Genomic DNA, 24550 nt, shown 5'->3' with positions numbered 1-24550 from the left:
ACGTTACAGTAAGCGTTGCTGCCGCAGGTATTGCACCCAGGCCAGGTAACCCATTCCGCTCAGGTGCAGCCCATCGTAGGTGTAGCGGGCATCCAGTTGCCGGTCTGCATCCAGCAGGTGGCTGTGCACATCCACATAAGTTACCTGCTCCGCCGCCGCCATTTGCTGCAATGCTTTATTGAGCGCAAGTATCTGTGCATTGGTGCCGGTATAATACTGCCGCCCTATCAACTGGTCATTGACCGGGAATACGCTTTGCACATATACTTCGGTGGCAGGCGACTGCGCCTTCAGCTCCCGGATCATGCGGCGGTAGTTGGCCACGATATAGCCGGACGGTATCTTTTTATTGATGTCATTGGTGCCGATCAGTATGAACAATTTACGGGGCTGATGACGCAACACCTCATCCATACGGGCTTTCAGGCCATAGGTATTATCGCCAGCAATCCCCCTGTTCAGTACTTTTCCAAAGCCCAGCAGCTCCGCCCAGTCGCCCCAGTGCGTAATACTGTCGCCCCAGAACACCACCGCCTTGTTTACAGCGGGCAACTGCCGGAAATAGGCCACCCGGCTGTCATACAAATAATTGTGATAGGTGCTGTCCACCTGCTGCGCGTGCAAACAGCCAGCAGATAACAGCAGCAGGACTCCTGTCAGTATACGTTTCATACAATGTACCCTTACGTTTTCCACATCCACCCCCGTTTGGTAAAAAAGACCGTTACCCCGGATACCATGGCGGTAAACAGCACCCCGCTTAAAAAGCCCGTGATCACGTGGCGCTGCATATCACTGTAGAGTGTCATGCCGCCGCTCAGGCGCAGCAGGGGCAGCAGCAACAGGTTGCCGCTTACATAGGCCACCATGGGATTTCTGCCGTTCAGGCCCAGGTAACGCAAGATAGCAGCGCCGGCGCCGGTCAACTGCCAGCAGTAAAAAGCCGTTAGCATAAAAAACGCCAGGCCGCCGGTCACCAGGTAGTAACTGAAAGTGGATGGGTCTTTTTTGATGCCCCCTTCGTACCCTTCAAAGAAAAGCCCCAGCAGCAACAGGTAAGCGCCTGCCTGTAAAAACCGCAGCAGCAGGGCGCCGCGGGGATGCGCTACCTTCCTGATCTCCAGGTATAAGCCCCAGCAAAATACGACACTCAGTGCAAGATTGCCTAACAAATGCCGGCCAAACAGGCATATTACATTCGTAACGATCACTGCAAAGGCCAGCACCGCTATGCGGCCCGTACGGGCAGAGGCTGCATTTTCTGCGGCGGCGCCTGTGGCGGCGTTGTGCTGCAGTAGCCACTCGCCGGCCAGGGTGCCGGGCAGCAGGATGAACAAATATTTTAAGTAGTAAAATTTATACAGCCAGGGCAGCGGCGACCATTGAAAGAGGTCTGCCGTCCAAGATCCGGGCTCCTTTGCCGCCAGCAACACCGCCATTACAAAAGGCAGTATGCCCAGCCGCCACACCGGATGGCGCCTGGTACACCACCAGGCAATAGTGCCGAAAAAAGCCATGTTGGCCAGCACCAGCAGGATAATGTCACTGTTATATAAAGAGAATCCTTGGCCGCCTTTGAACGGCAGCAGGTACAGCATGCCGGCGGCCAGCAGGAATGCGGCGGCTTTTATGATCGTCCAGGTTGTTTTGTGCTGCGGGCCGGCCGGCCTGTATAGCTGGAAACACAGCAATACAAACGCGGCCGCCTGCAACAGGTAGGTGGCAGGTTTAACATCTGCTGTAAGCGCAATGTACCTGGCATGCCAGGTAAAAAGCGCGAAGAACGCCAGCAGCGCATAACGCCTGGCTGCAATCAGCAGTATGGACAGCAGGCCCGCCCCGTCCTTTGCTTTCCGGTGCAGGGCCAGCGGTATGGCTGCGCCCATGCTGAACAGGAAGAACGGGAATACCAGGTCTACCCAGGTAATGCCCGGCAACCCCGGCATAAACGTATGTGCGGGCGGCGGCTCCTGGGCATGGTACATCCAGGCCGGCAGTATGCCAAAGGCAATGCTGCTGCTCAGCACCATGGCCAGTATGGCCAGCCCTCTCAATGCGTCCAGACTGATATCGCGCTGCTGCATGTTATGGTTTTATGCCTTCCTTTACCGCATCCCACAGGGGCTGCTTCAGGCGGTTGTACTGCGGGGCATAAATATGCACCAGGTCAAACAGCATGATGCCGCCGGTAGTGTTGGCCATAATATATTTGATCGCTCTCGTGATCTCTCCTTTATTGGGCCAGTCTACATTGCCCATATCTATACTGCCGTACAAGGGCATCTTATCCCGGGTGATGTACCGGGTGCCTTTAATAGAGCCTTCCACGCTCCACCAGTGATATTGCAGGCTGGCCGTAGCGGGATTCTCCGATAACAGTATCTGGGTAAAATAATTGCCGGTGAGCAATATGTCCAGTTGCTCCGCGTAACCGGTCTCGTTATAACCCGGGTAAGCCCAGTCAAAACGTACCTGCTGGTCGTTGAACGGATCATAGTCCTGGCTGGCCCAGTTTACGCCTACTTCATAGTAGGTCACATACCAGGCGCCCACATATGCGCCAAACTCCACCGCCGGTTTTACACTTTTGACAGCCGCTCTTGCTTTTTCAAAAAAGTCGCGCAGCACACCGGCCCGGTACAGCAGCCATTTTTTGTAGTATTTGCCGGTAGTGGCGGGCACCACCTTGCCGCTGCTGGTTTTCCAGGAGGCAACAATATCCGTGGGAAAGTTCATGCCGGCCGCATCGCTGTCATTGTATTTTTCTTCCAGGAAATTGATGAACTGCTGCTTGCTGAAATCGGAGAAATCGGCGTCAATGCTGGTGTAGCGGGCGTAGTCCAGCAGCAGGCCATCAATATCATATTTCCCGGCGATCTCCCTGATAATGTTCAGGGCCCTTTCCTGTATCTCAGGCCGGGCGGGATTTACAAATGCATTGCGCCCGGTGGAGGTAACGGGCACGCGGTTGCCGTTCACATCGCACACAATGGTCTCATACTCGCTCCGGAATGCGGGATCGTCAAACACTTTGCCGATGCCCCGGTTGCCATCCCCTTCCACAAAAGTGACGATGGAGGCATACACCCGGAAGGATCTTTTCCTGGCTTCACGGATCATGTACCCGGCATAGTCAAGCCCAGCGGGCAGGGATTTGCCATCCATTTCCGTAGCCGGTGCAGCATAGGCGCTGGGGTACATCGTGTAGCCGGTGGTGCCTTTTACATCTATCACCAGGCCGGTAACGCCCGTTTCCTTCAGGGTGTCCAACACCTTCTTTATTTCGTTGGTGTCATTCAGCCGCCCATAGGTACCGAACACATTGGAGCGGGCATCCACCCACACCAGCACATTCCTGCCCGGCGTTATCACGCCGCTGCTGTCTTCCGGCGGAACCGGCGCGGGGTCTGCGGTCCCGGACTTTTTGCAGGCGGCTCCCATCAGCAGGCCGCCATACAACAGGTATATGAAAATGCTTTTATTCATGGTTGTACGATTTAAAAATATCAGGGTGCATAGTTGGTAAACTCGTGGGCCATGATGCCGCCGTTGGTCAGCAGCATATACACCTGCATCCGCTCCTTGTTGTTGCTGTAGCCGATGCAGATGTCCGCCGTGCCGTTGCCATTGGCAGTGCCGGTCAACAGGTCCGAATTAAATACATTAAAGGATGCGTACCCCGGATCCGAAGGCGGCAGGCTGATCCTGGAACTGCTGGTCACATCAAACAGGGCCATCTGCACCTTGTTGAGATCATAGGTCTCCAGGTATTTTACAATAGCCAGGTAATTAGCGTTGTTGAAGGAACCATAGGCAGTAGGCATGGTAAACACCACGTTCGGTTCCAGCGTCAGCGCGGCCGTCCTGGTGTTGGTAGCGCCGTTTACCAGGGCTACTTCAAACTGGTAGTTCAGGAAATAGTCGGTGTTGGGCGCGGCGGATATGGGCTGCGCCTCTGCATAATACCCCATGTAGGTGCTGGCATTGCCGGCAATGGACTGGTAGTTCATCACTTCCGGTTCATTGCTCACCAGCGCGCCGTTTTCGATCCGCCATTTATAAATGATGGTGGACTGCCCGGCCGGCGCCATGATCACGGCATCCTTATCCAGGTCGCCGTAAATATTCACCCGGCGGCCTACACCGCCGTCGCCGGTAATACCGGTGGGATTGGTGTTCACCCAGTCCACCAGCTTCACCGGGCTGGCATCCGCCACGTTGTTGTATTTATACAAAATGAAGCGGGCATTCTTGGGCGCCCAGGAGGCGGCCAGCATTTTGCCCATGGTATCGCTCACCAACTGGAATGACAGGCCGGAAATGGGATTGTACATTTCGCCGGTATAAGCGCCGGTAAAGCGGTTGAACACGCTGTATTTAGAGGGGTTGGTCCTGCGCACCAGCACCAGGTTGTCGCCGCTTACCGCGATGCAGGTTTCCATATTGGCGCTAAAGGACAGGTCGGCGCCGGCCCTGGTCCACAGCTTGCGGCTGATGCCCACGCCATAATCCAGCTTCTGCGGTTCCAGCGCGCGCAGGGTATAGGTCCTGGCTACCCCATCCACACCGGTAACGGTAAAAGGCTGGTCCTGCGAAAGATCGATGGCAGTACCACTGGCAATGGAAGCGGTGGAGTGCGGGTTGATCCCGTAGGTAAAAGTAGCATTGGATACATCGGTACCGGGCAGCACGTAGAACAGCACGGCGTCCTCCTGTATTACGCCTTCCACTTCCTGCGGCGCACCGTCCACTGTGAAAGTGATAGCAGCGCTGGCAATAGAAAGGTCTCCAACCTTCCTGGCAACGATCACGTATTCAGACTGCGCGCCATTACCGGCCGTTACGGCGATCTTAAACGGTTGGGTCAGGTCCATTACCCCGCCCAGGGCCGGGCTCATAACGGCATCCGTAGGGATGGTAGCCCGGATGATCAACCTGGTAAGGTCCACCTCATTATCTGAACTTGCCGGGTAATACCAGGGAATATCAAAATAAATGGTATCGTTATTGGCGCTGTAGCGGGGATCAAACAGGCGCTCGCCGCCTTTGCCGTCCATCGTGATATAAATATCGCTTAATGCGCTCTGCTCCTTGCGCACTACCGGGTCGGCCTTACGGCAGGAGGACCACAGGCAGGCGGCCATTACCACAAAGAGGATAGAATGATATATGCTCGGTTTCATGAGATTATTTTTTTGTGTGATACAGGTAAACGCTACCATCCTTTTATCTGGGTCAGCGCAGGATTGTTCTGCAGCTCGGATACGGGAATAGGTATGTAGTACAGGGCCGGTGTAAACTGCCTGTCCATGTTATCACAGTTCACCACTTCATAATTAAACCCGTCATCCGTGGGCGTAACCCGGTGACCGGTAAAGCGTACCCCGTTCAGCACAATATGCGCCTTGCGCCAGCGGCGCAGGTCCCAGTAGCGATGGCCTTCAAAGGCCAACTCTACCATGCGCTCATGCTCTATGGCCTGCATCAGGGTGGTAGCTGCAGCGGCGGTGGTATTCGGCAACCCGCGTTTATTCCGGAGGGTATTCAGCGCCTGCTGCGCACCGCTGATATCATTCAGCTTTGTCCTGGCCTCTGCCGCTATCAGCAGTATTTCGGCATAGCGCAGCTCTATCCAGCTCTGGGTGCTTTTATTCACTACAAAGTCATTGCTGGCAGGGTTCAGCATTTTACGTATATAGTACCCCGTTACTGTTTTGCGCGGCTCCGTGGTAACGGCATATTCGGAAAATCCTTCCGTAGCGTCAGCAGGCGTGGTATTGATAGTACGGTTCTTCCAGGAAGCGCCGTTGTACAGGATGGAAGCGTAGAAACGCGGCTCCCGGTTGCTGTACGGATCTGCCGCCATAGCCGGATCGCTCCAGGAAAATCTGGCGCCATCGCTCATTTCATATTCATCCACCAGCTCGGCAGTAGGCACGCCGTATACCAGGCACTGGCCCGGCGCATCGCCGGGAGGCGCAAAACCAAGATCAAAATTGTGGGTGACCTGCGGCGCTATAAAGTCCAGCTTGAAAATAGCTTCTTTGGTGTTCCTGTTCGTGAAGATGGCGGCATAGTCGGACTCCAGCTCATAATGCCCCTGGGCGGCCAGGTCCATCACGGCCTGTGCGGCATCCGCAGCGTGCTGGTAATAGGTTTGCGCATTAGCGGCGCTTACACCGGTGAGCGCGTCCTGGTTAAATTGCTTCCTGTCATACTCCGCAATACTGGCGGCATATAACCAGGTACGGGCCAGCATGCCGTAGGCGGCGCCTTTGGTAGCGCGGCCGGTATGCGCGGCGTCCCGCTCTTCGGGAAGATGCGCTGCTGCAAAGGCAAAATCCGCAGCGATGAACTTCCAGCAATCCTCTTCGGAAGAACGCTCATGCTCCTTGCTAAGGTACTGTTCAATATTATCCAGCAATATGACGCTGCCATGCAGCTTTACCAGCCAGAAATAAACGTATCCGCGGATGAAGCGGGCTTCCGCCTCGTACTGCACTTTGGTATCCTCATCCACTTTGGCATATTTGGCCAGGCCGTCCAGGAATTCATTCAGGCGGCGGATGCGGGTATAACCCGCAGTCCAGTAATTCAACTGGGGGCCGGCCGCATTTACCCGGGATGCGTCGGTGGCCAGGATGTTCACGGTGCCGTTGCCGGCTACGGTGGAAGTATATTTTTCAATATCGCTCAGCGCGTCTGTAGCATTGCTGTAGCCAATGGGAAAAGTACCGAACTGGAATGTTTTGAACTCGCTGTACATCCCGTTGATATAAAGCTCCATGTTGGCCGGGTTGCTCCACACGGCTGTTTCCGTATAGCGGTCCGTTGGTTGTATATCCACTTTACAGCCATGCGCGGCTGCCATGATGCCAGCGGCCAGTAAAGCGTGTTTTATGGTGATAGTTACCTTGTTCATACGATCAGTGTTATGGTTTAGAAAGTAAGCGTTACGCCGCCTGAATACATGCGCTGCTGCGGGTAGAAACCGTTGTTGACGTTCGGCATTTCAGGATCGATGTATTTCAGCTTGTCCCAGGTAATGAGGTTGAAGCCGGATACATAAAAGCGCAACTGCTGCACCCTGATCCTGCTGAGCAGCCGTTCAGGCACGCTGAATCCCAGTTGCGCCGATTTCAGGCGCAGGTAGGAGCCATCCCGGACCCAGCCGGAATTGGCATGCGCGTTATGCGAAGAGAGCGGCGCCTTATAGGCAGTGAGGCGCGGGTACTTTGCACCCGGGTTATCCGGCGTCCAGGAATCCTCTACCAGGTAATAGGGCGCATTGCCGTAACCGTAGAAGGTTTTGGTAAAAGGCGTATTGTCGTCTATCCCGCTGGTGCCGCTGGAGCCTTCATAAGTGCCTGCCAGGCTTACATTGGCTATTGCAGCGCCCTGGAAGAGGGCGGAGAAGTCGAAGGCGCCATAGCGCAGGTCTATGTTCAAACCATACATCAGTTGGGGCAGGTTGCTGCGGCCCACAAAGGTCATATCGTCGGCACGGGTAATGCGGCCGTCTCCGTTCAGGTCCTTATACTTAAAGAAGCCCGGCGCTATTACCCCGCCGCTGGGAGAGGCACCGTTGGCAGCTTCTTCCCAGGTCTGGTACATGCCGTCCACTACAAAGCCCATCTTGTCGCCAATGCTTCTGCCTACGCGGCGCTGCCATTCGGGGAGGCCGGGGCTTTCATTCATCCGGATGATCTTGTTCTTTGCCCAGTTCACGTTAGCGGTAACATTGTACTGCAGCTTGCCGATGGTATTGCGGTGCCGCAATTGCAGGTCAAAGCCCCGGTTGTCTACAATGCCGTAGTTCAGGCTGGCAGGCGCATAGCCGCCTAGTGAGGCGGGGTACAGGGTGCCCGGGCTGTCCAGGATGTCTTTGGTGATCTTGTAGAACCATTCAAAGTCAAATCCCAGCAGGCCATCGAAGAAAACGGACTCAAAACCGATATTGCTCTGTGTGGATGTTTCCCAGCGGAGGTTCACATTCGGCGGCGCGCTGGTGTACAGGGCAGACACCGGGGTGCCGCCGATCACTACCACGGGATCTTCCGTTAAGGCAAAGGTCTGGAGGTAGGCAAAGCGACTGGTAACGTCATTGCCTACACGCCCAACAGAGCCTTTCACCTTCAGGTAGCTGACGGTTTTACTGAGCTTGTCAAAGAAAGGCTCTTTGCTGATCACCCAGCCGGCGCCTACTGCGGGGAACAGCTCCCAGCGGTGCTCCGGCAGGAAGTTGACAGAAGCATCGTAACGGCTGGCCAGCTCCAGCAGGTACTTATCCTTATAGCTGTAGTTGATACGCGCTACGGCGCCGGCCCTGGAATCGTCTATCTTGCTGGAGCCGGTAGGCGCTATAAGGTCTTCGGTAGCTTTGCTGCCGTAATCAATCTCGTGCAGGTCTGTCAGCGCAAAATTGCTGGCGCCTGTAGAGAAAACATTGGATTGCTGCTGCGACCATTCATACAACAGCAATGCGCTGATGTTGTGGTCTCCCACCTCGGTATTATAAGTGATGCTGGGCTGAAAAGTGCGGCGGCTGTACTGGCTGTAGGACTGGCGCAGCGTGGTTTTGGTGATACCGGGCAGGGTGTTGATGGTGGTATAGTCCCCGCTTACCTGGTCGCGGCGGCGACCCATGACGGTGTAGGGCGTCAGCCAGCCTTTATTTTCGGTGCTGCTTTTATCATAAGCAGTGAGCAGCTTTGCCTCCAGGCCCTTTACCCAGGGCACTTTCACGCGGAAGGTCAGGTTGCCCTGGAATATATTGGCCTGCGCTTTCTGGTAGCCGGACTGCAATACGGAAGCCACGGGGTTTACCCAGCCGGCATTGCTCTGGTACGCTACGGGCAAACCATTGGGCGCATACATCGGCAGGTTGGGCAGCATGCGCACCGCCTGGTAAAACGGGTTAAGATAAGCCGTATTATCAGGCGATATGCCGGGCGTGTTGGTGTGCTGCTGCCGCAGGCCCAGGTCCAGGGCTACGGATACATATTCATTCAACGTAGCGTCCAGGTTGGAGCGCACGTTATAGCGCTTGAAATTGGTGTTCTCCACTACCCCGTCCTGGTCCAGCAGACCACCGGATACAAAGTATTTCGCTTTCTCCGTACCGCCGCGCACGCTGATGTTGTGGTGCTGCGTCATGCTGGTGTTGCCCAGCAGCTCGCCGATCCAGTCGGTATTGCCCAGCAGGGGATTGGTGTTGGTGCCGTTCCTGACGGCATCTATCTGCTCCTGGCTGTATACGTAAGGCACCGGGTCGGCGCCCGTATGGGCCAGGTAATCATTATCCATATCCGTACCCTTGTTATACCATTCCATGTAATCCGGTCCGTTCAGGAATTTGGGAAAGCGGGTATTCGTATTGAAGGTCATGGAACCGTCGTAGGTGATCACCGGCTTTTGGTTCTTACCGCGTTTGGTAGTAACGAGGATAATACCGTTGGCGGCCTGCAAGCCGTATACGGCGGTGGACACCGCATCTTTCAGCACGGTAATGCTTTCAATTTCTTCCGGGTCCAGGTTGGCGAAAGAAGGGCGCTGCACATTGTCCACGATGATCAGCGGGCCCTGGTTAGCGCCATAGGTGCCCACGCCGCGGATACGCAGGGCCGCATCATCCGCACCGGGACGGCCGGATTGCTGCAGGGAAGTGATGCCGGGCAGGCGACCGCCCAGCATGTTGGTAATGTTCATCGTGGGCGCTTTCTTCAGCTCACTGCCGTTGATCTGCGCCACGGAACCGATCACGTTGCTTTTCTTCTGCCGGCCGTAGGCCACCACCATTACTTCATCCAGGTCTTTGAGACTTCGCTCCAGGGTGATCTTCACCGCTTCCCCGGCCCTTACGTCTACGGTGCGCGGTGTAAAGCCCATCATGGAGATCACCAGTACCGCCTTATCCGACGGCAACTGCAGGGAGAATTTGCCGTCTACATCTGACGAGGCGCCCTGGCTGGTGCCTTTAATGAGGATGGAGGCGCCGGGAAGCGGCAGCCCATCGGTAGCAGTCACGGTGCCTGTTACCGTTTTTGTCTGGCCGAAGGAGAGCGGGTGGCACGCAAGGAGGCATAGGAGCAACCATATAGCGCGGCCTGATAAAAAGAGATGCCTTAATTGTTGCATAAACAATTACTTTGGTTAATAAAATGGTGGTTACTAGTTACAGGCTATTCCAGGTTCCCTGAAATAGTGATCGGTTTTTCAAAAGGATGAAGGTATCTGTCCAGCAGCACCGCCACCGCCAGCCTGTTCAGCCGGGCATCACTCCCCTTGCCGGAAAGGGCGATGCCCGCCTTTTCCAGGTCGGCGTTTACCTGTGCTGCGCTGATGTGCGCGCCGGTGGCTGCCAGTATGTCCACAAAGTCCGTTATGGTAAGCTTGTCCCCCGATGCGGACCAGTAAGTATTCAATGCGGGATAGTACGGCCGCAGGCCCTGCACCAGCTCATACCCGCTCACCAGTTGCTGCGGGTAGAACCAGGTTTGATTGGCCCAGCGGTAAGGCACGCCCGCGCCTTTGATGATGCCGGTAGCGCCGATCTTTTGGACGGCTATAAAGTGCGGATCGGCCGGCGTAATGTCTATAAAAGGCATAATGTAACCGTTGGCTTCCAGCAACCGCTGCTGCACCTCGCGCACGGAGAGCTGCGCCGGCTGTTTATCCTGTTGTACGCAAAGCGCCGCCATCATACCCGCCGCCTGTCCCAGTTGCAATACCACCGGCTGCAGGCGGGTGGCCCCGTTCACAATATTGGTAACGCTGATGCTTTTCCCCGTAACGATCAATCCATCCACACCCTGTGGAATGAGGCTGCCCATAGGCACGTTATAAGAAGGCACTTTTATCTTTACAAAATCTATAGCGGGTGCGGAAGGGTTTTTAAGATGATGATGATCTATCGGGTAATCTCCTACGGCAATGCCGGTACGGTATAAAGGCAGCCTGCTTTCATAAGGCCGGGCCACTTCATTCAGCGTCAGTGTCACCAACCCTTTCAGTCGCCGGGACTCCCGGTGGTAGGGGATCATCGGCAGCCTGTCGGCCGTGGGGAATTCATCATCCGCCAGGCCCAGGTGCCGGTAGCCCAATGCCGTTTGCAGGTAGTACACAAAACGCAGCGTGTGGAGCCTGGCCTGCTGCAAGGCGGCGGCTCTTTCAGCCGGTGTGCTTTCCACCAGGTTCAGGTAAATATCATTGCCGCATTTTGGCCAGTTGATCATATACTTATTATGCGGCAGGCGGCCGTACTGCATCATTTTGTAGCAATTGTTCTGCGAGCTGTCGAAGGTAGCGGGATCGCTGACGTCGCAACTGCAGTCGAACTCCGATGCGTGGTAACCTGCCGGCCGGGGAATGGTTTTATCCGCTCCTTTGCCATAGTCTTTCAGAATGGCCACATAGGTAAGGTCCTGCACAATATCATTGGCCTTTTCCGGCGCCAGCTCCTCGCCGGTTTCATGGCGGCTATCCATTCCCAACTGGTATGCAGCACCGGCAGCGGCCATTACATCGCCCAGTTCCGTGGCGTCTATCAATACAGGCGCTACCACCCTGCGCTGCCGCGTTCCCTGCTGCAGGGTTACCATCCACTTGCCCTGCTCTCTTTTTACGGAAGTCCACCCTGTATTATACCATACCTGCAGCTTGCGCTCCGCTGCGGCCAACTGCTTTAATACCTGGTTACCTACGTGCGGCTCAAACAGGGTATTGCTTACCCAGCCCGTAGCCACGGAATCCGGGCCGCCATAATATTGATACAGCCGCTCGCGGAACGCTCCCCATAGCCCGGCCGGCAGGCGGTGGTTCCCGTCAATGGCCGATACGCCGGCCGCGGTAAGCATGCCTCCCAGCCAGGTAGTTTCCTCTGCAATCACCACGCTAACACCCATACGTGCCGCCTGTATGCCGGCCATGGTGCCGGCAGCGCCGCCGCCAATGATCAGCACATCCGTTTGATGGACTTTTTGCGCCTGCAATGGCGCGGTGGCAGCAAGTAGCAGAACGATCAGTATGTGTTTGAGCCGGGCAGTCATGTTGGTTGATACATTTTAAATGGTCAGGGTAATGATGCGGTTATTGCGATAGCTGCTCCCAGGTTTTCCAGACCTGGTAAAGGGCGCGCGGCACATGAAAACATCCTTTCCACTTGCCGCCTTTCAGTTGCAGCAACACCTCCCCTTTCCGGTTCAGGTAGCCGAACCACTCCCCGTGCTGCTCATCCCTGAAATGCTGCCAGGTATAGCGGTGCACGGTCTCAAACCATTGCCGGCAGCGCTCGTCCCCGGTAAGCGCATATCCTTTGGACAGGGCCACCAGGGCCTCCACGTGCACCCACCATAGTTTCTGGTCCCATTCCAGTTGCTGCGGCGGATGCCCCAGCAGGTCCATGAAATAAAAGATGCCTCCCTGCTCCTTGTCCCATCCATATTCCAGCGTATGCAGCATAATATCGCAGGCTTTGCGCACCAGCGCTTTATCCTGCAGGCGCTGGCCCAGGTCCATGATAAACCACATGGCTTCTATGGCATGACCGGGATTCAGCAGGCGGCCGTCAAAGCTGTCGGAGAAGCGGCCGTCTGCATACACGTTCTCCACGATCAGCCCGTGTGCGGGCTGGTAGAACACTTCCATCACCTCATGGATCACGGCGGGAATCAGCTCATTCACCTGTTGGGCGCCGAGCAGGTGCTCCAGCTCCAGCGACAGGTTACAGAGGATCATGGGCAGGCTGAAGCCTTTCAGCGGGCGGGTGCCGGCATAGGCCTTACTGTACACGCCTTTCCAGTTATCTTTTCTCTGCAGTATATTTTTAAAGGTGCTGACGGCTATCTCTTTATAGCGGTCGTCGGGAGCGGCTTTATCCAGGGCGGCAAAGGCCATGGCGGCAAAGCAATCGCTGAAAATATTATAAGGCTGGGTCAAAGGCCTGCCATCGGCCGTTAAGGAAAAATACCAGTTGCCGGCGGCATCGCGGCCATACTTTTCCATGAAGGCCGCGCCGTGCAGCGCCATCTGCAGCCACTCTTCCCTGGGGGCTACATTATTATACATATAACTGAAGCACCAAACCTCCCGGCCCTGCAGCCACATGAACTTATCGGTATCGAATACACGTCCGTCCCGGAGCAGGCAGGTATAATAGCCACCGTGCTGCTCGTCTTTGCTATGCTTCAACCAGAAAGGCAGTACGCGCTCCAGCAACTCATCCCGGTAAAGGGCGGCATAGCTGGCTTCCGGGGGCGCTGCTGCTAAAGTATCCTGTACCATGCTCCTGTTCTGTACATCATCTGTCATAAAAACCGCTATGTTTATAATTTATTTTACTTTTACAGGTAAATTTATAAATTAAATAATTAACTAGGTAATAGTTTTTAAATTATTTTATTTAACTCAGCGCATTTTGTTACTTTTTACTAAAACCTATTCTATTATCTTAGAACAATGAAAAAAAGTAATCCCAGCCAGTCCATGGTGAATCAAAGCATATTTGACATCTTTTCAGATGAGACCATTTCGGGGGTAGCTTACAAGAATAAAGCGCTGAAACGCGCTATCATCAACCACCTTGACCAGACCGGGAACACCACTATCACCGACCTGGCCGCCGCGCTGAACATCAGCGTGCCCAAGACCACCAGCCTTATTAATGAGCTGATAGGCGACGGGCTGGTGAAGGACCAGGGGAAAGTGGACTCAAAGGGAGGCCGGCGGGCCAGCCTGTACGGGCTGGTAGCGGAATCCGCCTTTTTCATGGGCGTGGACGTGAAGCATTATTATGTGAACATAGGGCTGCTGGACTTCAAGAAGAACCTGGTAACATCGGAAATGCACGTGCCCTACCAGCTTGCCAATACGCAGGAATCATTTGACCAGCTTATTAAAATCATACAGGATTTTATCAGCAACCTGCCGGCAGCTACCCGGAACATACTGGCCATCTGCATGAACCTTTCCGGCCGGGTAAACAGCGAGAACGGGTACAGCTACAGCTTTTTCCATTTTCATGAAGAGCCGCTCAGCACCACTATCGAGCAGATCACCGGCATTCGCACCTACCTGGAGAACGACTCCAGGGCCATGGCCTACGGGGAGTTTCACCGCGGCATTGTAAGGGATGAAAAGAATGTGCTGTTCGTGAACCTGGACTACGGTATTGGCCTGGGCATTATGATCAACGGGCAGATATACCGCGGTAAATCGGGCTTTGCCGGCGAGTTTGGCCACATCCCGCTGTTCACGAACGAGATCATCTGCCACTGCGGCAAAAAGGGCTGCCTGGAAACGGAAGCCTCCGGGCAGGCGCTGATACGCCTGTTCCGGGAAAAGATCGCGCAGGGATCTTCCTCTTCGCTACTGCAGCACGACAAGCTGCCGGACCCGCTGCACCTTTCTTCCATTATAGCCGCTACCCGCAACGAGGACGTGCTGTGCATAGAGCTGATAGCGGGCATTGGCGAGAAGATAGGCCGGGGCATATCCGTACTGATCAACATATTCAACCCGGAGCTGGTGATCCTGGGAGGCATCCTGTCGGAAACAGACGAGTACATCCGCCTGCCCATACGCAGCGCGCTCAATAAATACTCCCTCAGCCTGGTCAATAACGATACGCAACTGGTAATGTCCCGGCTGCAGGAAAAAGCCGGCGTGATCGGGGGCTGCCTGATCGCCAGGGATAAACTGTTATCCTTCCCATGATCCTTTCGGAAGAGAATATTTATTTATTGCTCTAGTTTTTAAATTTTTTTATTAAGTTTGTCCTAATTGACGATAAATATCACTTATCTCTGTTAAGATAAACATCATGAAGCAATTACTTACCCGTTCCGGCCGGCTGGCCCTGCTGCTGATCAGCAGCCGCCTGTGCCTTCCTTTCCAGGCCTCCGCGCAAACACTGCCCGCCCAACTGAACCAGCAACTGTTAGATGCCAGCCAGGGAAGCATCGTGGAGCTGCCCGGCCTGTTAAATGAACAGATCACGAAGATCGGTTATGAGAAGATCGTGCTGCCCGGTCCTCAATATATTATATCAGACGATCCCGAGTACATACGCGTGCCGGAAGCCATTGCCCTGCAGGAGCAGGTAAAGCCCGGCGCGGTACGCTTATATGTGTATAATGTGAACGGTGTAAAAGAACCGGCAAAGATCACCACCAAAATAGTGGCGGTGATCAAAAACACCGGCAGGGAGGTGATGCACCTGCGCATGCTGAAATATTCCTCTCAAAAGCCCGGCGTCAGCTACTTCCAGGTAGGTAAGCAGGGACTGGCGGATTATTTTGCCGCAACGCCGCAGGCTACCGTACGCACCGTAAAGCCCGGGCAGGTGGTAGCCATTGACCCGGCGCAGGAAAAAGCGCTGGTAAAATATGATGAGCTGGTGCACGGCATCTACGAATTTGTGACCGACCAGCCGGGCGAGATCAGCGTGCTGCAAACCAGCCCGGAAACGCCCATTGCCACCGCATTGAAACGCGCGCCGGTATTGCATTCCAAAAGTCACAGCGGCGCCGGCCGCGGCCTGTTTGGCGTAAGCAACTACGAGGTACTGAGCGGGGACACGCTGGATACCCGGAACGGTATGGTGCAACTGGTGCTGGCCGACGGGAAAGATGATCCCTGGGTGCTGGGCCGGGAAGGCACTACCGGCGCCCTGGCTACACTGGCCGGCAACTATGGCGTGCTTTACAACGTGGAGTTGAAATGGAAAAGCACGGACGGAAAGGGACTGGCCCTGGTAACCTGGAACGCGCGCAGCGACAATAACCAGTGGTGCGGCGGCATGGCCAATACAATGGTGGTAAGCAAAGGCAAGTTCCGGGAAGGCATCATCCAGCTACCTGCTGACCGCCTGATCACCAAAAGGGCGCCTGAAGCCATTTTAGTACAGGTGTTTCCGCCGGCAGCCAACGGAGCAGTACAAACGATCCGTTTTACCTATTCACCGCCGGGCGCGTCCTGCCTGCCTACCCCGCTGATATTTATTCCAATCGACATGCAACCTTAATACCAGATCAACCCACTTTGTCCTAACCTGTTATCTCCACAGGAGACGCAAGCAAAGTAGCAAACGGAAGGGAACTGGCTGAAGCGATGCTTTGGCGGTTCCCTTTTCCTTTATGGCAGGTTGTTAATTTTTTGCTGTATCCCCTCTTTTTCCGTCTGCGTTTTGGCCAACGCACGGGCCTGCTGGTAGTTCATTTTCGCCTTCCTGTCGTCAATGCCGGTATACAGTTCCCCCAGCAGCAGGAAATAGAAATGGTTATTCTCCAGCTTCAGTTTTTCCGCCTCCCGCAGGGCCTCGTGTTGCCCGTTGGCCTTGTATAAGGCGAAAGTTCTGTTCAGGGCTACGCTGGGGGAATAGTTGATCATCAGCAACTGGTTGTAGAGCTGCAGGATGGCTTCCCATTTTTCCGGTGTATCCGCTTTCTGGCAGTGCCAGTACGCAATACGCGCCTCCAGGTGGTAGGAGCTTATTTCATTACCTTCGGCGGAAAGGTCCAGGAAATGCATGCCCTGGCTGATCAGCGCCGTGTCCCACAAAGCGGGGTCCTGCTGCTCATACAGCACCTGGGACATTTCCTCCGTTTGCCGGGCGCCAAAGCGGGATGCATGAAAACACATGAGCGCCAGCAGGGCATTGGTCCGGGGCAGGTTGGTCCTGTCGTATTCCGTGAGCATAACGCAAAGGCGCATGGCTTCCAGGCACAGGTCTTTCCGCAGAATCTGGTTTTGCGTTTTGGAGTAATATCCCTCGCTGAAAAGCAGGTACAGCACGTGCAGCACATTATCCAGCCGCTTGCTGATCTCCGGTTCCGGCGGCAGTTCCATTTTTATATTCTCCGTCCTTAATTTTTCCTTTGCCCGGAACAGCCTTTTGTTGATGGTTTCCTTGTTGGATAAAAATGCTTCGGCAATCTCATCGATACCAAAACCGCACAGGATGCGCAATGCCAGCCCTATCTGGGCTTCGCTGGCAATGGCGGGATTGCATACGGCAAAGAGCATCTGCAATTGGCTGTCTTTGATATTCTGCAACGAAAAATCCAGGGCTGCTTCATCCGTCTTCTCCTGGCGGGAGGTCAGCTCCGGCATCACCTTTTCTGTAAATATCCTGTTCCTCCTGAAATGATATAAGGTTTGCTGCCTGGCTACGGTGTACAGCCATGCAGCAGGATTGGGAGGCATGCCTTTGGCCGCCCATGTTTCCGTGGCCAGCAGGAATGTTTCGCTCACAATGTCCTCCGCCAGTTCAATATGCTGCAACCCGTATATTTTACTGATCACCGCTACCATTTTGGAAAACTCCTGCTGGAATAACTGTTTTAACGCTGCCTGTTCCATTTTTATCATCAATGGCAACAAAGCCCGCTCGGCTACAGGAGCAGGCTTTGCTGGTGCAATACCTGTTTATTCAAAAATAGGCCGGATCTCCACGCTGCCGCCGGCGTCCAGTGCGGGGCACCCATGCGCCAGGGTGGTGGCGTCATCGAGGTTATCCGCCTTCACCAGGATAAAACTTCCCAGCCGCTCCCTGATCTCCACGAAAGGACCATCTGTCACCACACCGCCGGCTTTCAGCACTTTACCTTCCATAGCCAGGCGGGGACCGTTGCCGGCTAATTTGCCCTGTGCGGCAATACCGCCCACCCAATCCTGCCATTTTTTGCCGAGCGCCTGCATTTCTTCTTTAGGGGTGTTGCTGTAATCATAGCTTGGTTGACGGAATAATAACATGAACTCTTTCATTTTTGATAGCTTTAATCGTTATTGAATATATACATTACACCTCAATAATGATCGAGACCGGGTGAATTGGACATCCACGACCTACTTTTTTGCTAAGTTAGCATGATAAAACAAACGCAGCTATGGCCGCTTTTGGCAGCAGATATGAAACCGATGCCCGTCTGGCGGGCGTATTGAGCCATTTTTATGTGATATCCGTGCCTGAAAATGCATCGCCCGGGGAGCAGCACCTGTCGCCCAACCTGGAAATGATGGTGGTCTTTAATTTCGGGCCGCCGGTGTCCTTTTCATTTGCGGATGCAGCTATCGGCGGGCACGCCATTGACCGCATCGGCATCCTGGGCCCGCTGCGCAAAATGATGAACTATGCCCTGCCGCCGGGCGCCGACCTGCTGATACTGCCGTTTATCCTGGACGGGTTTTACCGTTTCCTGCCCCTCTCGCCGGACAAGCTGGAAGAGACCGGGGTGCAGGCGCACACGCAAAGGCTGGAGGATATCTGGCAGATGCTGGCCGCCCTCCCTGAACCGGGAAAGCGGATTGCAGCGCTAACCGACTACCTGCTGCTGCACATCCCGCAAAGCGAAGCAGCCACCCAACCTATGCTGGACAATGTGGCCGCCCTGCATGATCCGCTGCTGAACCCGGTAAAGGTGATCGCGGACAGGTACGGCCTTTCCGAACGGACCGTACAACTGCGTTTCCGGAAATATGTTGGCTATTCCCCAAAGGAGCTGCTGCGTTTCCTGCGCTTCAAGCAGGTATTGTCCTCCCTGCCTGGTCAGCCGAAAGCAAAGATCAACTGGCTTGAGCTGGTGGTACAGTATGGCTACCATGATCAGAGCCACCTCATAAAGGATTTCAAATATTACACTGGTATATCCCCGCAGCAGTTCCAGCAACTGCATGAGGCCGGCAACTTTTGTGTGGGCAGGGATTGATGGTTTGGGGAAATTATTTTTTTGATTTACCGGGCTTTTGCTTACTTTTGCCATCCCAAAAAAGAAAGGCCGCGTTGGTCAAGGGGTTAAGACGCATCCCTTTCACGGATGAATCACGGGTTCGATTCCCGTACGCGGTACAAAAAAGTTAAAAGGTTTTAAATTCAATAATTTAAAACCTTTTTTAATTCTACACGTTTACATATTGTTCAATCCCAGTGAGTATGTTGTGCATATAACGTATAACAAGACCATAATACAAATCAATTTATCTTTTGTCCAATCCTTTCTTAACAATCTGGATATGATTAACTGGAATTAAGCCAATGATTGAACAGTTATTGATTGCTAAAAAATTTAGTATTCCTGTTAAAAAAAATTGCTACCTTTGAACAATGAGAGGTTTTAATTATAAAAAAGCCGTTCAGGCGCTAAACTATCTTGCTCAAAAAAGCGGTGGAGCGCTAAATAAAATGAAAGCCATCAAATTGATTTGGCTTGCGGATAGATTGCACCTTAGAACTTATGGCAGAACTATAACCGGTGATGTCTATTTTGCGCTCCCTTATGGTCCGGTTCCTTCTACAACACGAGATATCCTGGAATTAAACTCTTTCTCATTAAGTGAAGATGAGCTAAGCTATTCCAACGAATTTATTGTAATTACTGACAAATTCAACTACAAAACAAATAAAAACTCAGATACAAAGGTATTTTCCCAAACAGATCTTAACGCTATTCAAACTATCTGGGAAAATTATGGTGCCTGCGATCAATTCAAACTTAGCGAACTATCGCATCAATTCCCTGAATGGCAAAAATATGAATCTGCTTTAAATCAAAAGGTTGCTTCAAGATTTGAAATGGATTATCTTGATTTTTTTGAAAATATACAAGATGGTTCTGATCTGTTCATAGATGATCCCTCTTCTATTCAACTTTCAAAAGATATTTATTTAGAAAGCCAAAAGATATCATCCATCTTATAATGAAGATACCATTTGATTTGTTTTTATCCGCTGTGCGGGAAAGAAAGGTATATTATTTTACGACCCCAAAGATAACTACAGGAGTTCCTCATTACTTTATATGTATTAAAAAAACTGATGAAAGTCTATTAGTCTTCACCTGTTGCACATCACAATTTGAATCCCGGAGAAGGTTCATTGAATCAAGAAACTTACCCAATGAGACCCTGGTCTATATAAAACCAAATGAAGATAGCAGTCCCTTTACCAAAGAGACATTTGTAGATTGTAACAATTGCTTTATATATACTGCTAATGAGTTTAAGAAGATGTATGATTCCTCTATAATTCAATACTCAGGCGAAATATCTGATATTTACTATGAGCAAATTATTATTGGCCTCCGGGCGAGTCCTCTAATAGAAGAAGAAATTAAAGCTATTTTACCTTCAGAAGATGATTTTTTAACCGTTTAAAAAGTCTTAGCGCATTTGTACACCTATAGAACGCTAGCTACCTATACCCGCCAACACTTTCAAATCCCCCAGGAAAAAGTTCGAGAACTTTTCGATAGGGGGTACAAATGAAGCCGGCGCTTCAAATTATGAAGGGTTGCTCTTTTACGAGCACCCTTTTTTTGTTGATAGCAAGGGCATTATCTTCAAACACCCGATGGTTGGATGACCGTCCCTTAAAACCTGACTTGCAACCCTGCTGCAGCGTAAATCGATCCCCGGAAAGAATATCCTTTGTCCTGAAAGATTGTCTTCAGACTCCTGTCAGTTATCTGTGCGGTGCGTGTAGCATTCAAGCCGAAAGTGACGGGGATGGTCATGCGTTTCCCTAACTTTATTTCCGGGCGCAATCCGAAGACAACATATTGATGGGTGAATATTTTATCCTTCCCTTCCTGTTCCAGTAAGGCCATCTGCCCGTTAACCTCCATCACCAGGTTTAGCTTGATGTTTTCATTAAATGTGTAGCCTGCTGACACTTCAAGACCATCCCTCAACGAAGCCTGTACCGAATAACGCCCTGCTGTTCTCCAGCTAAGGTAAAAAGCGGGAAATAGCATGGGAAACCCGAAAGAGTTGTTTAAAGCAAGCCCGCCACCCAGGTCCAGGTTGGGCCTCAAATGACGGATAAATACCCCGCTAATGCTGCCCAATACATTTTTGAACCTTATTTGCGACAGATCAGTAGTGGGCATAAAGATTCCGACACCAACACCCGTTCTGAGCGACCACCGGTCGTTTAATGGCCGCTGGTAGTTCAGGCTCAGGCCTGCATTTAAGACCTTGTCGACAACCAACGGCCGGGTAAAATTCTTATTGTTAAGATCTACGTAGGCTCCCCCAACACCGATAGACCACATGGTTGGACGGTTCAATTCGTTTAACTCTTTGGACAGGGGGATGTTGATACCGGCCTGGTAGACGATGGCCGAACCCTTGCTATTTCCTATTCGCTGACGGGAATCACCTTCCGTCATCTGGTAGCCGGACGTTCCGAAATACTCGGTCTTGAAAAAGGCCTGTGCATTGCTTTTCGTAGAAGCAATACCTATAACCAACACACTTATCAATAATGATCTCATAGCTTTTAAATAAACAGTTTTCACTAAATCAAACATTCTTGGCATTTATTGGAACAAAGATGAAGCGGGTAGCTGCAGGGTAGAAATTGTTTTGACTGATGGGCGTTTTGCTTTGACGCCTGGTAACCAGGCTGAAGGCTATATACCCTTAACTTTGCCGTATGACGCTTCTAAAGAAATACGACCGGTTTGTAATACTGATCTGGATTTTCCTGACCATTGTTTTCTGGGTTCGGTATATACCAGACTCCTCTATGCTGGAAGGTGGTTTGCTGGCAATCAGCATCATGTCATGTTTATACCCATTCACAACCTATTTGAGCAAAAGCCTGCTGCAAAAAGCAATGAGACAAAACCGGATGCTTTTGTTTACCGGGCAGTTTTTCCTGGTGTCAGCAATATCTGCGCTATTTATACCGGTTATTTTGCATGGTTTTCTCTACCTGGAAGAAAGCGGCTTTCTTCCCCCGTCGGAACTGCTGTTGGGGAGGAATCTCTTCAGCATTATGTATATAAATGCACTCCTGGTGGCGTTGTTTGTGAATTTCGGATTTTGCGGATTGCGTTTCCACGAGGAGAGTATGAAATTGCACGAAGCGCTGGTTAAATCCCAGTTGCAGATACTTCAGCAGCAGATCAGTCCCCATTTCATGTTTAATGTATTGAACCACATTAATATATTGATGCAGGAGGATGTAAACTTAGCATCTTCATTGCTGATAAGGTATTCCAAGATACTGCGCTATCAACTGGATGGCAGCAAAAACAGCAAGGTAAGCATAGCGGAGGAGGTTCAATTTCTAAAAGACTTCATTGAGATAGAAAAAGTGAGATGGGGAAATGAGCTGGCCATCAATTGTTCGTGGAAGATCGAGGATAACCATAAAGCATTTCCTCCCTTATTATTAATCACCTTTATTGAAAACGCCTTCAAGCATGTGGCCCGGGGAATTTCAGAAATGGTTTATGTAAACATAACTTTTGAGCAAATAGCTGATTCAATTTGTCTAGAGGTTGAAAACTCTAAATCAGGCATTCAACAGGAAAAAGATCCCGTTTCGGGAATAGGACTGAAAAATGTGAAAAAACGTTTGGAAATTCTTTACGGAGAGCATTACGATTTGACGATCAGGGATGCTGAAACGACTTATTATACTAAACTGGTTATCAAATTATAAGTTATAAATGTTATGGGAGAAATAGTGTCTAAACAAACAAGCAACCTGCTTTTAAAGTGCCTCATTGTGGACGACGAGCCGATCGCCATAAAAGGAGTGGCTAACTTTATTAACCAACTGGATTTCCTGGAAGTTGCAGATACCTGCACCTCTGCCATGAAAGCAACGGAGATCCTGAAAACGAAGGATATTGACTTGATGTTTCTGGATATCAATATGCCAATGCTTTCGGGACTTGAATTTTTGCAGTCTTTGGATAAATCTCCCCTTACCATCTTAACCACCGCTTACTCCGAGCACGCGCTGGAAGGCTTCCGGTTGAATGTGGTAGATTACCTGGTGAAGCCTTTGGAGTTTCAGCGCTTTTTCCAGGCAGCAAACAAGGCGCTGAGCATATTCCAATCCCGTCTCATTTTGCAAAATAGCAAGGATGGGGCGGATGCCGATATGTATATCAGGCAGGGAGACACCTTTCAGAGAATTATCTGGCAGGACATTCTATTTGTGGAAGGAATGCAGAATTACCTGAAACTGCATTTTAAAGAAAAGACCTTCATTATCCATCAAACCATGACCTCCTTAGAGGAAATGCTGCCGAAAGACGCTTTTTTCAGGATACATCAATCCTACCTGATCAATACGCATAAAATTGATGCTATTTCTGGAGGACGGGTTTTTATTGACGGCAAACAGCTCCCTATTTCACGCTACAGAAAAGAAGCGCTGCTTAAAGCGGTAGTGTACATTAAGTTGATAAGCAAATGAGCAGTGGCCCCCTCCCCCGGCAGCCGCTTTTTTCGTATTTTTGACATCATGCTTACCGATCAGGCCACCTATAACCGGAAGAGGTTCAGGAACCAAATATTTATTTTTGTTATCAAGCTGCTGGTATACCTGGGACTAACCTACTTCAGCTTCAGTCAACGCGACCTGTTTAGCAAGTACCATTGGCTGGAGCGGGCTACAAACGCCCTTTCCCTGTTCCTGGGGGCCAATCTCCTGATATCCGTCGGCTGGATCGTCACCATCTTCTGGTACCTGCAAAAGCACCGCCTGCAGAAACTGACACGCGACAACTTCGTGTTGGGTATTAACCGCATTACCTCCGTGCTGAATACGGTTTTCCTCCTGGTGGCCATGCTGATCTTTTTCGGGCAGAAATTATCCGAGCTGTTCTTCAGCCTTAGCATCGCCGCGGCGGCGCTCGCCCTGCTGTCCAAGGACTATATTACGAATATGATCAATGGCCTGATCATTATGTTCTCCGATCAACTGTCGCTCGGCGACCAGATCAAGGTGAACGAATACCGGGGCAAAGTGCTGGATATTACGCTGGTGAACGTAGTACTCCAGAATGAGGATGATGATATCGTACTGATCCCCAATTCCGTGATCTTTTCCTCTATGGTGATCAACCAAAGTAAACAGAACATCAAAAAGCTGACCATAGAGTTTGAGCTGGACTTAAAGCACCACATCTCTCCCGAGATAATAGAGAAAGAGCTGAAGACCGTGCTGCTTCCTTTTTCCAGCAACATAACAGACAGCAGCTTTTCACTGAAGATACTGGAGATAAAGAAAGATGCCGTACACTACAAGATACAGTTCCTGATGCCGCGGCCGGATAAAGAAACCGAGCGCAAAATAAAACGGCTGCTGAACAGCACTATCCTTTCCTTTTCCGGCAGGGAGGTGAATACCCACCAGGATGCGGATTAATAGCAGGTATTTAACTATAAAAACCTCCACATGAAGTTCCTTTCCCTCCAACCCTTTGTTCCTTCAGGAAGCGACTTTGAAAAATCAAAGCAGCTCTTCCTGGCATTAGGGTTCAACATCAGCTTTGAAGCCCCGGGCTATGCCGGCTTTGAGAAAGATGAATGCAGGTTCATCCTGCAGCATTATGACGCGCCCGAATTTGCGCAGAACTTTATGCTGACCGTCCGGGTGGAAAATGCCAGCGCCTTCAGAAGCTTTGTTCTGGAGCAGCAATTGCCGGAAAAGTTTGGTATCCGTGTGGGCGACGTTAAGCAACAACCTTACGGCAAAGAAGTAAATATCATAGATGTGGCAGGCGTATGCTGGCATTTTGTTGAATAGCGG

20 protein-coding genes and 1 tRNA gene are annotated in these 24550 nt (G+C 51.8%); 10 read left to right on the top strand and 11 right to left on the bottom strand.

The genetic code is table 11. From position 1 onward, the window contains the following. Positions 1-3 precede the first annotated feature (3 nt). From LX66_RS08770 to LX66_RS08735, 8 genes are read right to left on the bottom strand one after another with little or no spacing between them, the layout of a single operon-like run. On the bottom strand, positions 4-672 hold the full coding sequence (locus LX66_RS08770) for a GDSL-type esterase/lipase family protein (protein ID WP_145711883.1): 669 nt from the start codon (positions 670-672) through the stop codon (positions 4-6). Between the two features lie 11 nt (positions 673-683). Continuing rightward, the gene (locus tag LX66_RS08765) at positions 684-2084 is read right to left on the bottom strand and encodes a DUF5009 domain-containing protein (protein WP_145711881.1); all 1401 of its coding nucleotides are present in this window, start codon (positions 2082-2084) and stop codon (positions 684-686) included. A 1-nt stretch (position 2085) separates the two neighbouring features. Continuing rightward, the gene (locus tag LX66_RS08760; RefSeq protein ID WP_145711879.1) at positions 2086-3486 is read right to left on the bottom strand and encodes an alpha amylase family protein; all 1401 of its coding nucleotides are present in this window, start codon (positions 3484-3486) and stop codon (positions 2086-2088) included. Positions 3487-3506: 20 nt separating this feature from the next. Continuing rightward, positions 3507-5183 (bottom strand): DUF5018 domain-containing protein, encoded by a 1677-nt coding sequence (locus tag LX66_RS08755; RefSeq protein WP_158642577.1) that lies wholly within the window; start codon positions 5181-5183, stop codon positions 3507-3509. Between the two features lie 32 nt (positions 5184-5215). Beyond that, positions 5216-6922, bottom strand: coding sequence for a RagB/SusD family nutrient uptake outer membrane protein (locus LX66_RS08750; RefSeq protein ID WP_145711873.1), 1707 nt, complete (start codon positions 6920-6922; stop codon positions 5216-5218). A 17-nt stretch (positions 6923-6939) separates the two neighbouring features. Then, on the bottom strand, positions 6940-10137 hold the full coding sequence (locus LX66_RS08745) for a SusC/RagA family TonB-linked outer membrane protein (protein ID WP_145711871.1): 3198 nt from the start codon (positions 10135-10137) through the stop codon (positions 6940-6942). Between the two features lie 44 nt (positions 10138-10181). Beyond that, positions 10182-12047 (bottom strand): FAD-dependent oxidoreductase, encoded by a 1866-nt coding sequence (locus LX66_RS08740; protein WP_145711869.1) that lies wholly within the window; start codon positions 12045-12047, stop codon positions 10182-10184. A 40-nt stretch (positions 12048-12087) separates the two neighbouring features. After that, the gene (locus tag LX66_RS08735; protein WP_145711867.1) at positions 12088-13308 is read right to left on the bottom strand and encodes an AGE family epimerase/isomerase; all 1221 of its coding nucleotides are present in this window, start codon (positions 13306-13308) and stop codon (positions 12088-12090) included. A gap of 147 nt (positions 13309-13455) precedes the next feature. On the opposite strand from LX66_RS08735, the gene LX66_RS08730 reads away from it, so the two are divergent. Both LX66_RS08730 and LX66_RS08725 read left to right on the top strand, forming a co-directional pair. Then, complete coding sequence (locus tag LX66_RS08730) at positions 13456-14712, top strand: ROK family transcriptional regulator (RefSeq protein WP_244620339.1); 1257 nt, start codon at positions 13456-13458, stop codon at positions 14710-14712. A gap of 106 nt (positions 14713-14818) precedes the next feature. Then, positions 14819-16021 carry a copper amine oxidase gene (locus LX66_RS08725; protein WP_145711865.1) on the top strand — a complete coding sequence of 401 codons (1203 nt, stop codon included), beginning with the start codon at positions 14819-14821 and terminating at the stop codon, positions 16019-16021. Positions 16022-16131: 110 nt separating this feature from the next. On the opposite strand, the gene LX66_RS08720 is transcribed toward LX66_RS08725, so the two are convergent. Continuing rightward, on the bottom strand, positions 16132-17358 hold the full coding sequence (locus tag LX66_RS08720; protein WP_145711863.1) for an RNA polymerase sigma factor: 1227 nt from the start codon (positions 17356-17358) through the stop codon (positions 16132-16134). Positions 17359-17424: 66 nt separating this feature from the next. Beyond that, positions 17425-17763: a YciI family protein gene (locus LX66_RS08715; RefSeq protein ID WP_145711861.1), complete on the bottom strand. Its 339-nt coding sequence runs from the start codon at positions 17761-17763 to the stop codon at positions 17425-17427. Positions 17764-17885: 122 nt separating this feature from the next. On the opposite strand from LX66_RS08715, the gene LX66_RS08710 reads away from it, so the two are divergent. The 4 genes from LX66_RS08710 (at position 17886) to LX66_RS08695 (ending at position 20148) form a co-directional block, all read left to right on the top strand. Next, a complete protein-coding gene (locus tag LX66_RS08710; protein ID WP_145711858.1) occupies positions 17886-18704 on the top strand; it encodes an AraC family transcriptional regulator in 819 nt (272 codons plus the stop codon). A 68-nt stretch (positions 18705-18772) separates the two neighbouring features. Then, positions 18773-18844: transfer RNA gene (locus LX66_RS08705), tRNA-Glu, on the top strand. Between the two features lie 255 nt (positions 18845-19099). Continuing rightward, complete coding sequence (locus LX66_RS08700) at positions 19100-19693, top strand: Panacea domain-containing protein (protein WP_145711856.1); 594 nt, start codon at positions 19100-19102, stop codon at positions 19691-19693. Then, positions 19693-20148, top strand: coding sequence for a hypothetical protein (locus LX66_RS08695; RefSeq protein WP_145711854.1), 456 nt, complete (start codon positions 19693-19695; stop codon positions 20146-20148). Before LX66_RS08700 ends, LX66_RS08695 begins: the two co-directional genes overlap by 1 nt. A 215-nt stretch (positions 20149-20363) precedes the next feature. Here the strand turns inward: LX66_RS08695 and LX66_RS08690 are convergent, their stop codons facing one another. Beyond that, a complete protein-coding gene (locus tag LX66_RS08690) occupies positions 20364-21305 on the bottom strand; it encodes a DUF6268 family outer membrane beta-barrel protein (RefSeq protein ID WP_211366081.1) in 942 nt (313 codons plus the stop codon). 125 nt (positions 21306-21430) lie between these two features. Between LX66_RS08690 and LX66_RS08685 the strand changes: the two genes are divergently transcribed. The 4 genes from LX66_RS08685 to LX66_RS08670 all read left to right on the top strand — a co-directional run bounded on the left by LX66_RS08685 (position 21431) and on the right by LX66_RS08670 (position 24547). Beyond that, positions 21431-22447 carry a sensor histidine kinase gene (locus tag LX66_RS08685; RefSeq protein ID WP_145711852.1) on the top strand — a complete coding sequence of 339 codons (1017 nt, stop codon included), beginning with the start codon at positions 21431-21433 and terminating at the stop codon, positions 22445-22447. A 66-nt stretch (positions 22448-22513) separates the two neighbouring features. Continuing rightward, complete coding sequence (locus tag LX66_RS08680) at positions 22514-23212, top strand: LytR/AlgR family response regulator transcription factor (RefSeq protein WP_211366078.1); 699 nt, start codon at positions 22514-22516, stop codon at positions 23210-23212. Between the two features lie 48 nt (positions 23213-23260). Then, entirely contained in the window at positions 23261-24166 is a 906-nt protein-coding gene (locus LX66_RS08675; protein WP_145711847.1) for a mechanosensitive ion channel family protein, read from the top strand. A 30-nt stretch (positions 24167-24196) separates the two neighbouring features. Then, on the top strand, positions 24197-24547 hold the full coding sequence (locus LX66_RS08670; RefSeq protein WP_145711845.1) for a VOC family protein: 351 nt from the start codon (positions 24197-24199) through the stop codon (positions 24545-24547). Positions 24548-24550 lie beyond the last annotated feature (3 nt).

This window comes from Chitinophaga japonensis, assembly GCF_007830125.1.
Classification (GTDB): Bacteria; Bacteroidota; Bacteroidia; order Chitinophagales; family Chitinophagaceae; genus Chitinophaga; species Chitinophaga japonensis.
This window is presented reverse-complemented; position numbering and strand designations above follow the sequence as displayed.

Coding starts and splice junctions, on each gene's coding strand:
- LX66_RS08770 (WP_145711883.1), bottom strand. CDS start 672: ATGAAACGTATACTGACAGGAGTCCTGCTGCTGTTATCTGCTGGCTGT.
- LX66_RS08765 (WP_145711881.1), bottom strand. CDS start 2,084: ATGCAGCAGCGCGATATCAGTCTGGACGCATTGAGAGGGCTGGCCATA.
- LX66_RS08760 (WP_145711879.1), bottom strand. CDS start 3,486: ATGAATAAAAGCATTTTCATATACCTGTTGTATGGCGGCCTGCTGATG.
- LX66_RS08755 (WP_158642577.1), bottom strand. CDS start 5,183: ATGAAACCGAGCATATATCATTCTATCCTCTTTGTGGTAATGGCCGCC.
- LX66_RS08750 (WP_145711873.1), bottom strand. CDS start 6,922: ATGAACAAGGTAACTATCACCATAAAACACGCTTTACTGGCCGCTGGC.
- LX66_RS08745 (WP_145711871.1), bottom strand. CDS start 10,137: ATGCAACAATTAAGGCATCTCTTTTTATCAGGCCGCGCTATATGGTTG.
- LX66_RS08740 (WP_145711869.1), bottom strand. CDS start 12,047: ATGACTGCCCGGCTCAAACACATACTGATCGTTCTGCTACTTGCTGCC.
- LX66_RS08735 (WP_145711867.1), bottom strand. CDS start 13,308: ATGACAGATGATGTACAGAACAGGAGCATGGTACAGGATACTTTAGCA.
- LX66_RS08730 (WP_244620339.1), top strand. CDS start 13,456: ATGAAAAAAAGTAATCCCAGCCAGTCCATGGTGAATCAAAGCATATTT.
- LX66_RS08725 (WP_145711865.1), top strand. CDS start 14,819: ATGAAGCAATTACTTACCCGTTCCGGCCGGCTGGCCCTGCTGCTGATC.
- LX66_RS08720 (WP_145711863.1), bottom strand. CDS start 17,358: ATGGAACAGGCAGCGTTAAAACAGTTATTCCAGCAGGAGTTTTCCAAA.
- LX66_RS08715 (WP_145711861.1), bottom strand. CDS start 17,763: ATGAAAGAGTTCATGTTATTATTCCGTCAACCAAGCTATGATTACAGC.
- LX66_RS08710 (WP_145711858.1), top strand. CDS start 17,886: ATGGCCGCTTTTGGCAGCAGATATGAAACCGATGCCCGTCTGGCGGGC.
- LX66_RS08700 (WP_145711856.1), top strand. CDS start 19,100: ATGAGAGGTTTTAATTATAAAAAAGCCGTTCAGGCGCTAAACTATCTT.
- LX66_RS08695 (WP_145711854.1), top strand. CDS start 19,693: ATGAAGATACCATTTGATTTGTTTTTATCCGCTGTGCGGGAAAGAAAG.
- LX66_RS08690 (WP_211366081.1), bottom strand. CDS start 21,305: ATGTTTGATTTAGTGAAAACTGTTTATTTAAAAGCTATGAGATCATTA.
- LX66_RS08685 (WP_145711852.1), top strand. CDS start 21,431: ATGACGCTTCTAAAGAAATACGACCGGTTTGTAATACTGATCTGGATT.
- LX66_RS08675 (WP_145711847.1), top strand. CDS start 23,261: ATGCTTACCGATCAGGCCACCTATAACCGGAAGAGGTTCAGGAACCAA.
- LX66_RS08670 (WP_145711845.1), top strand. CDS start 24,197: ATGAAGTTCCTTTCCCTCCAACCCTTTGTTCCTTCAGGAAGCGACTTT.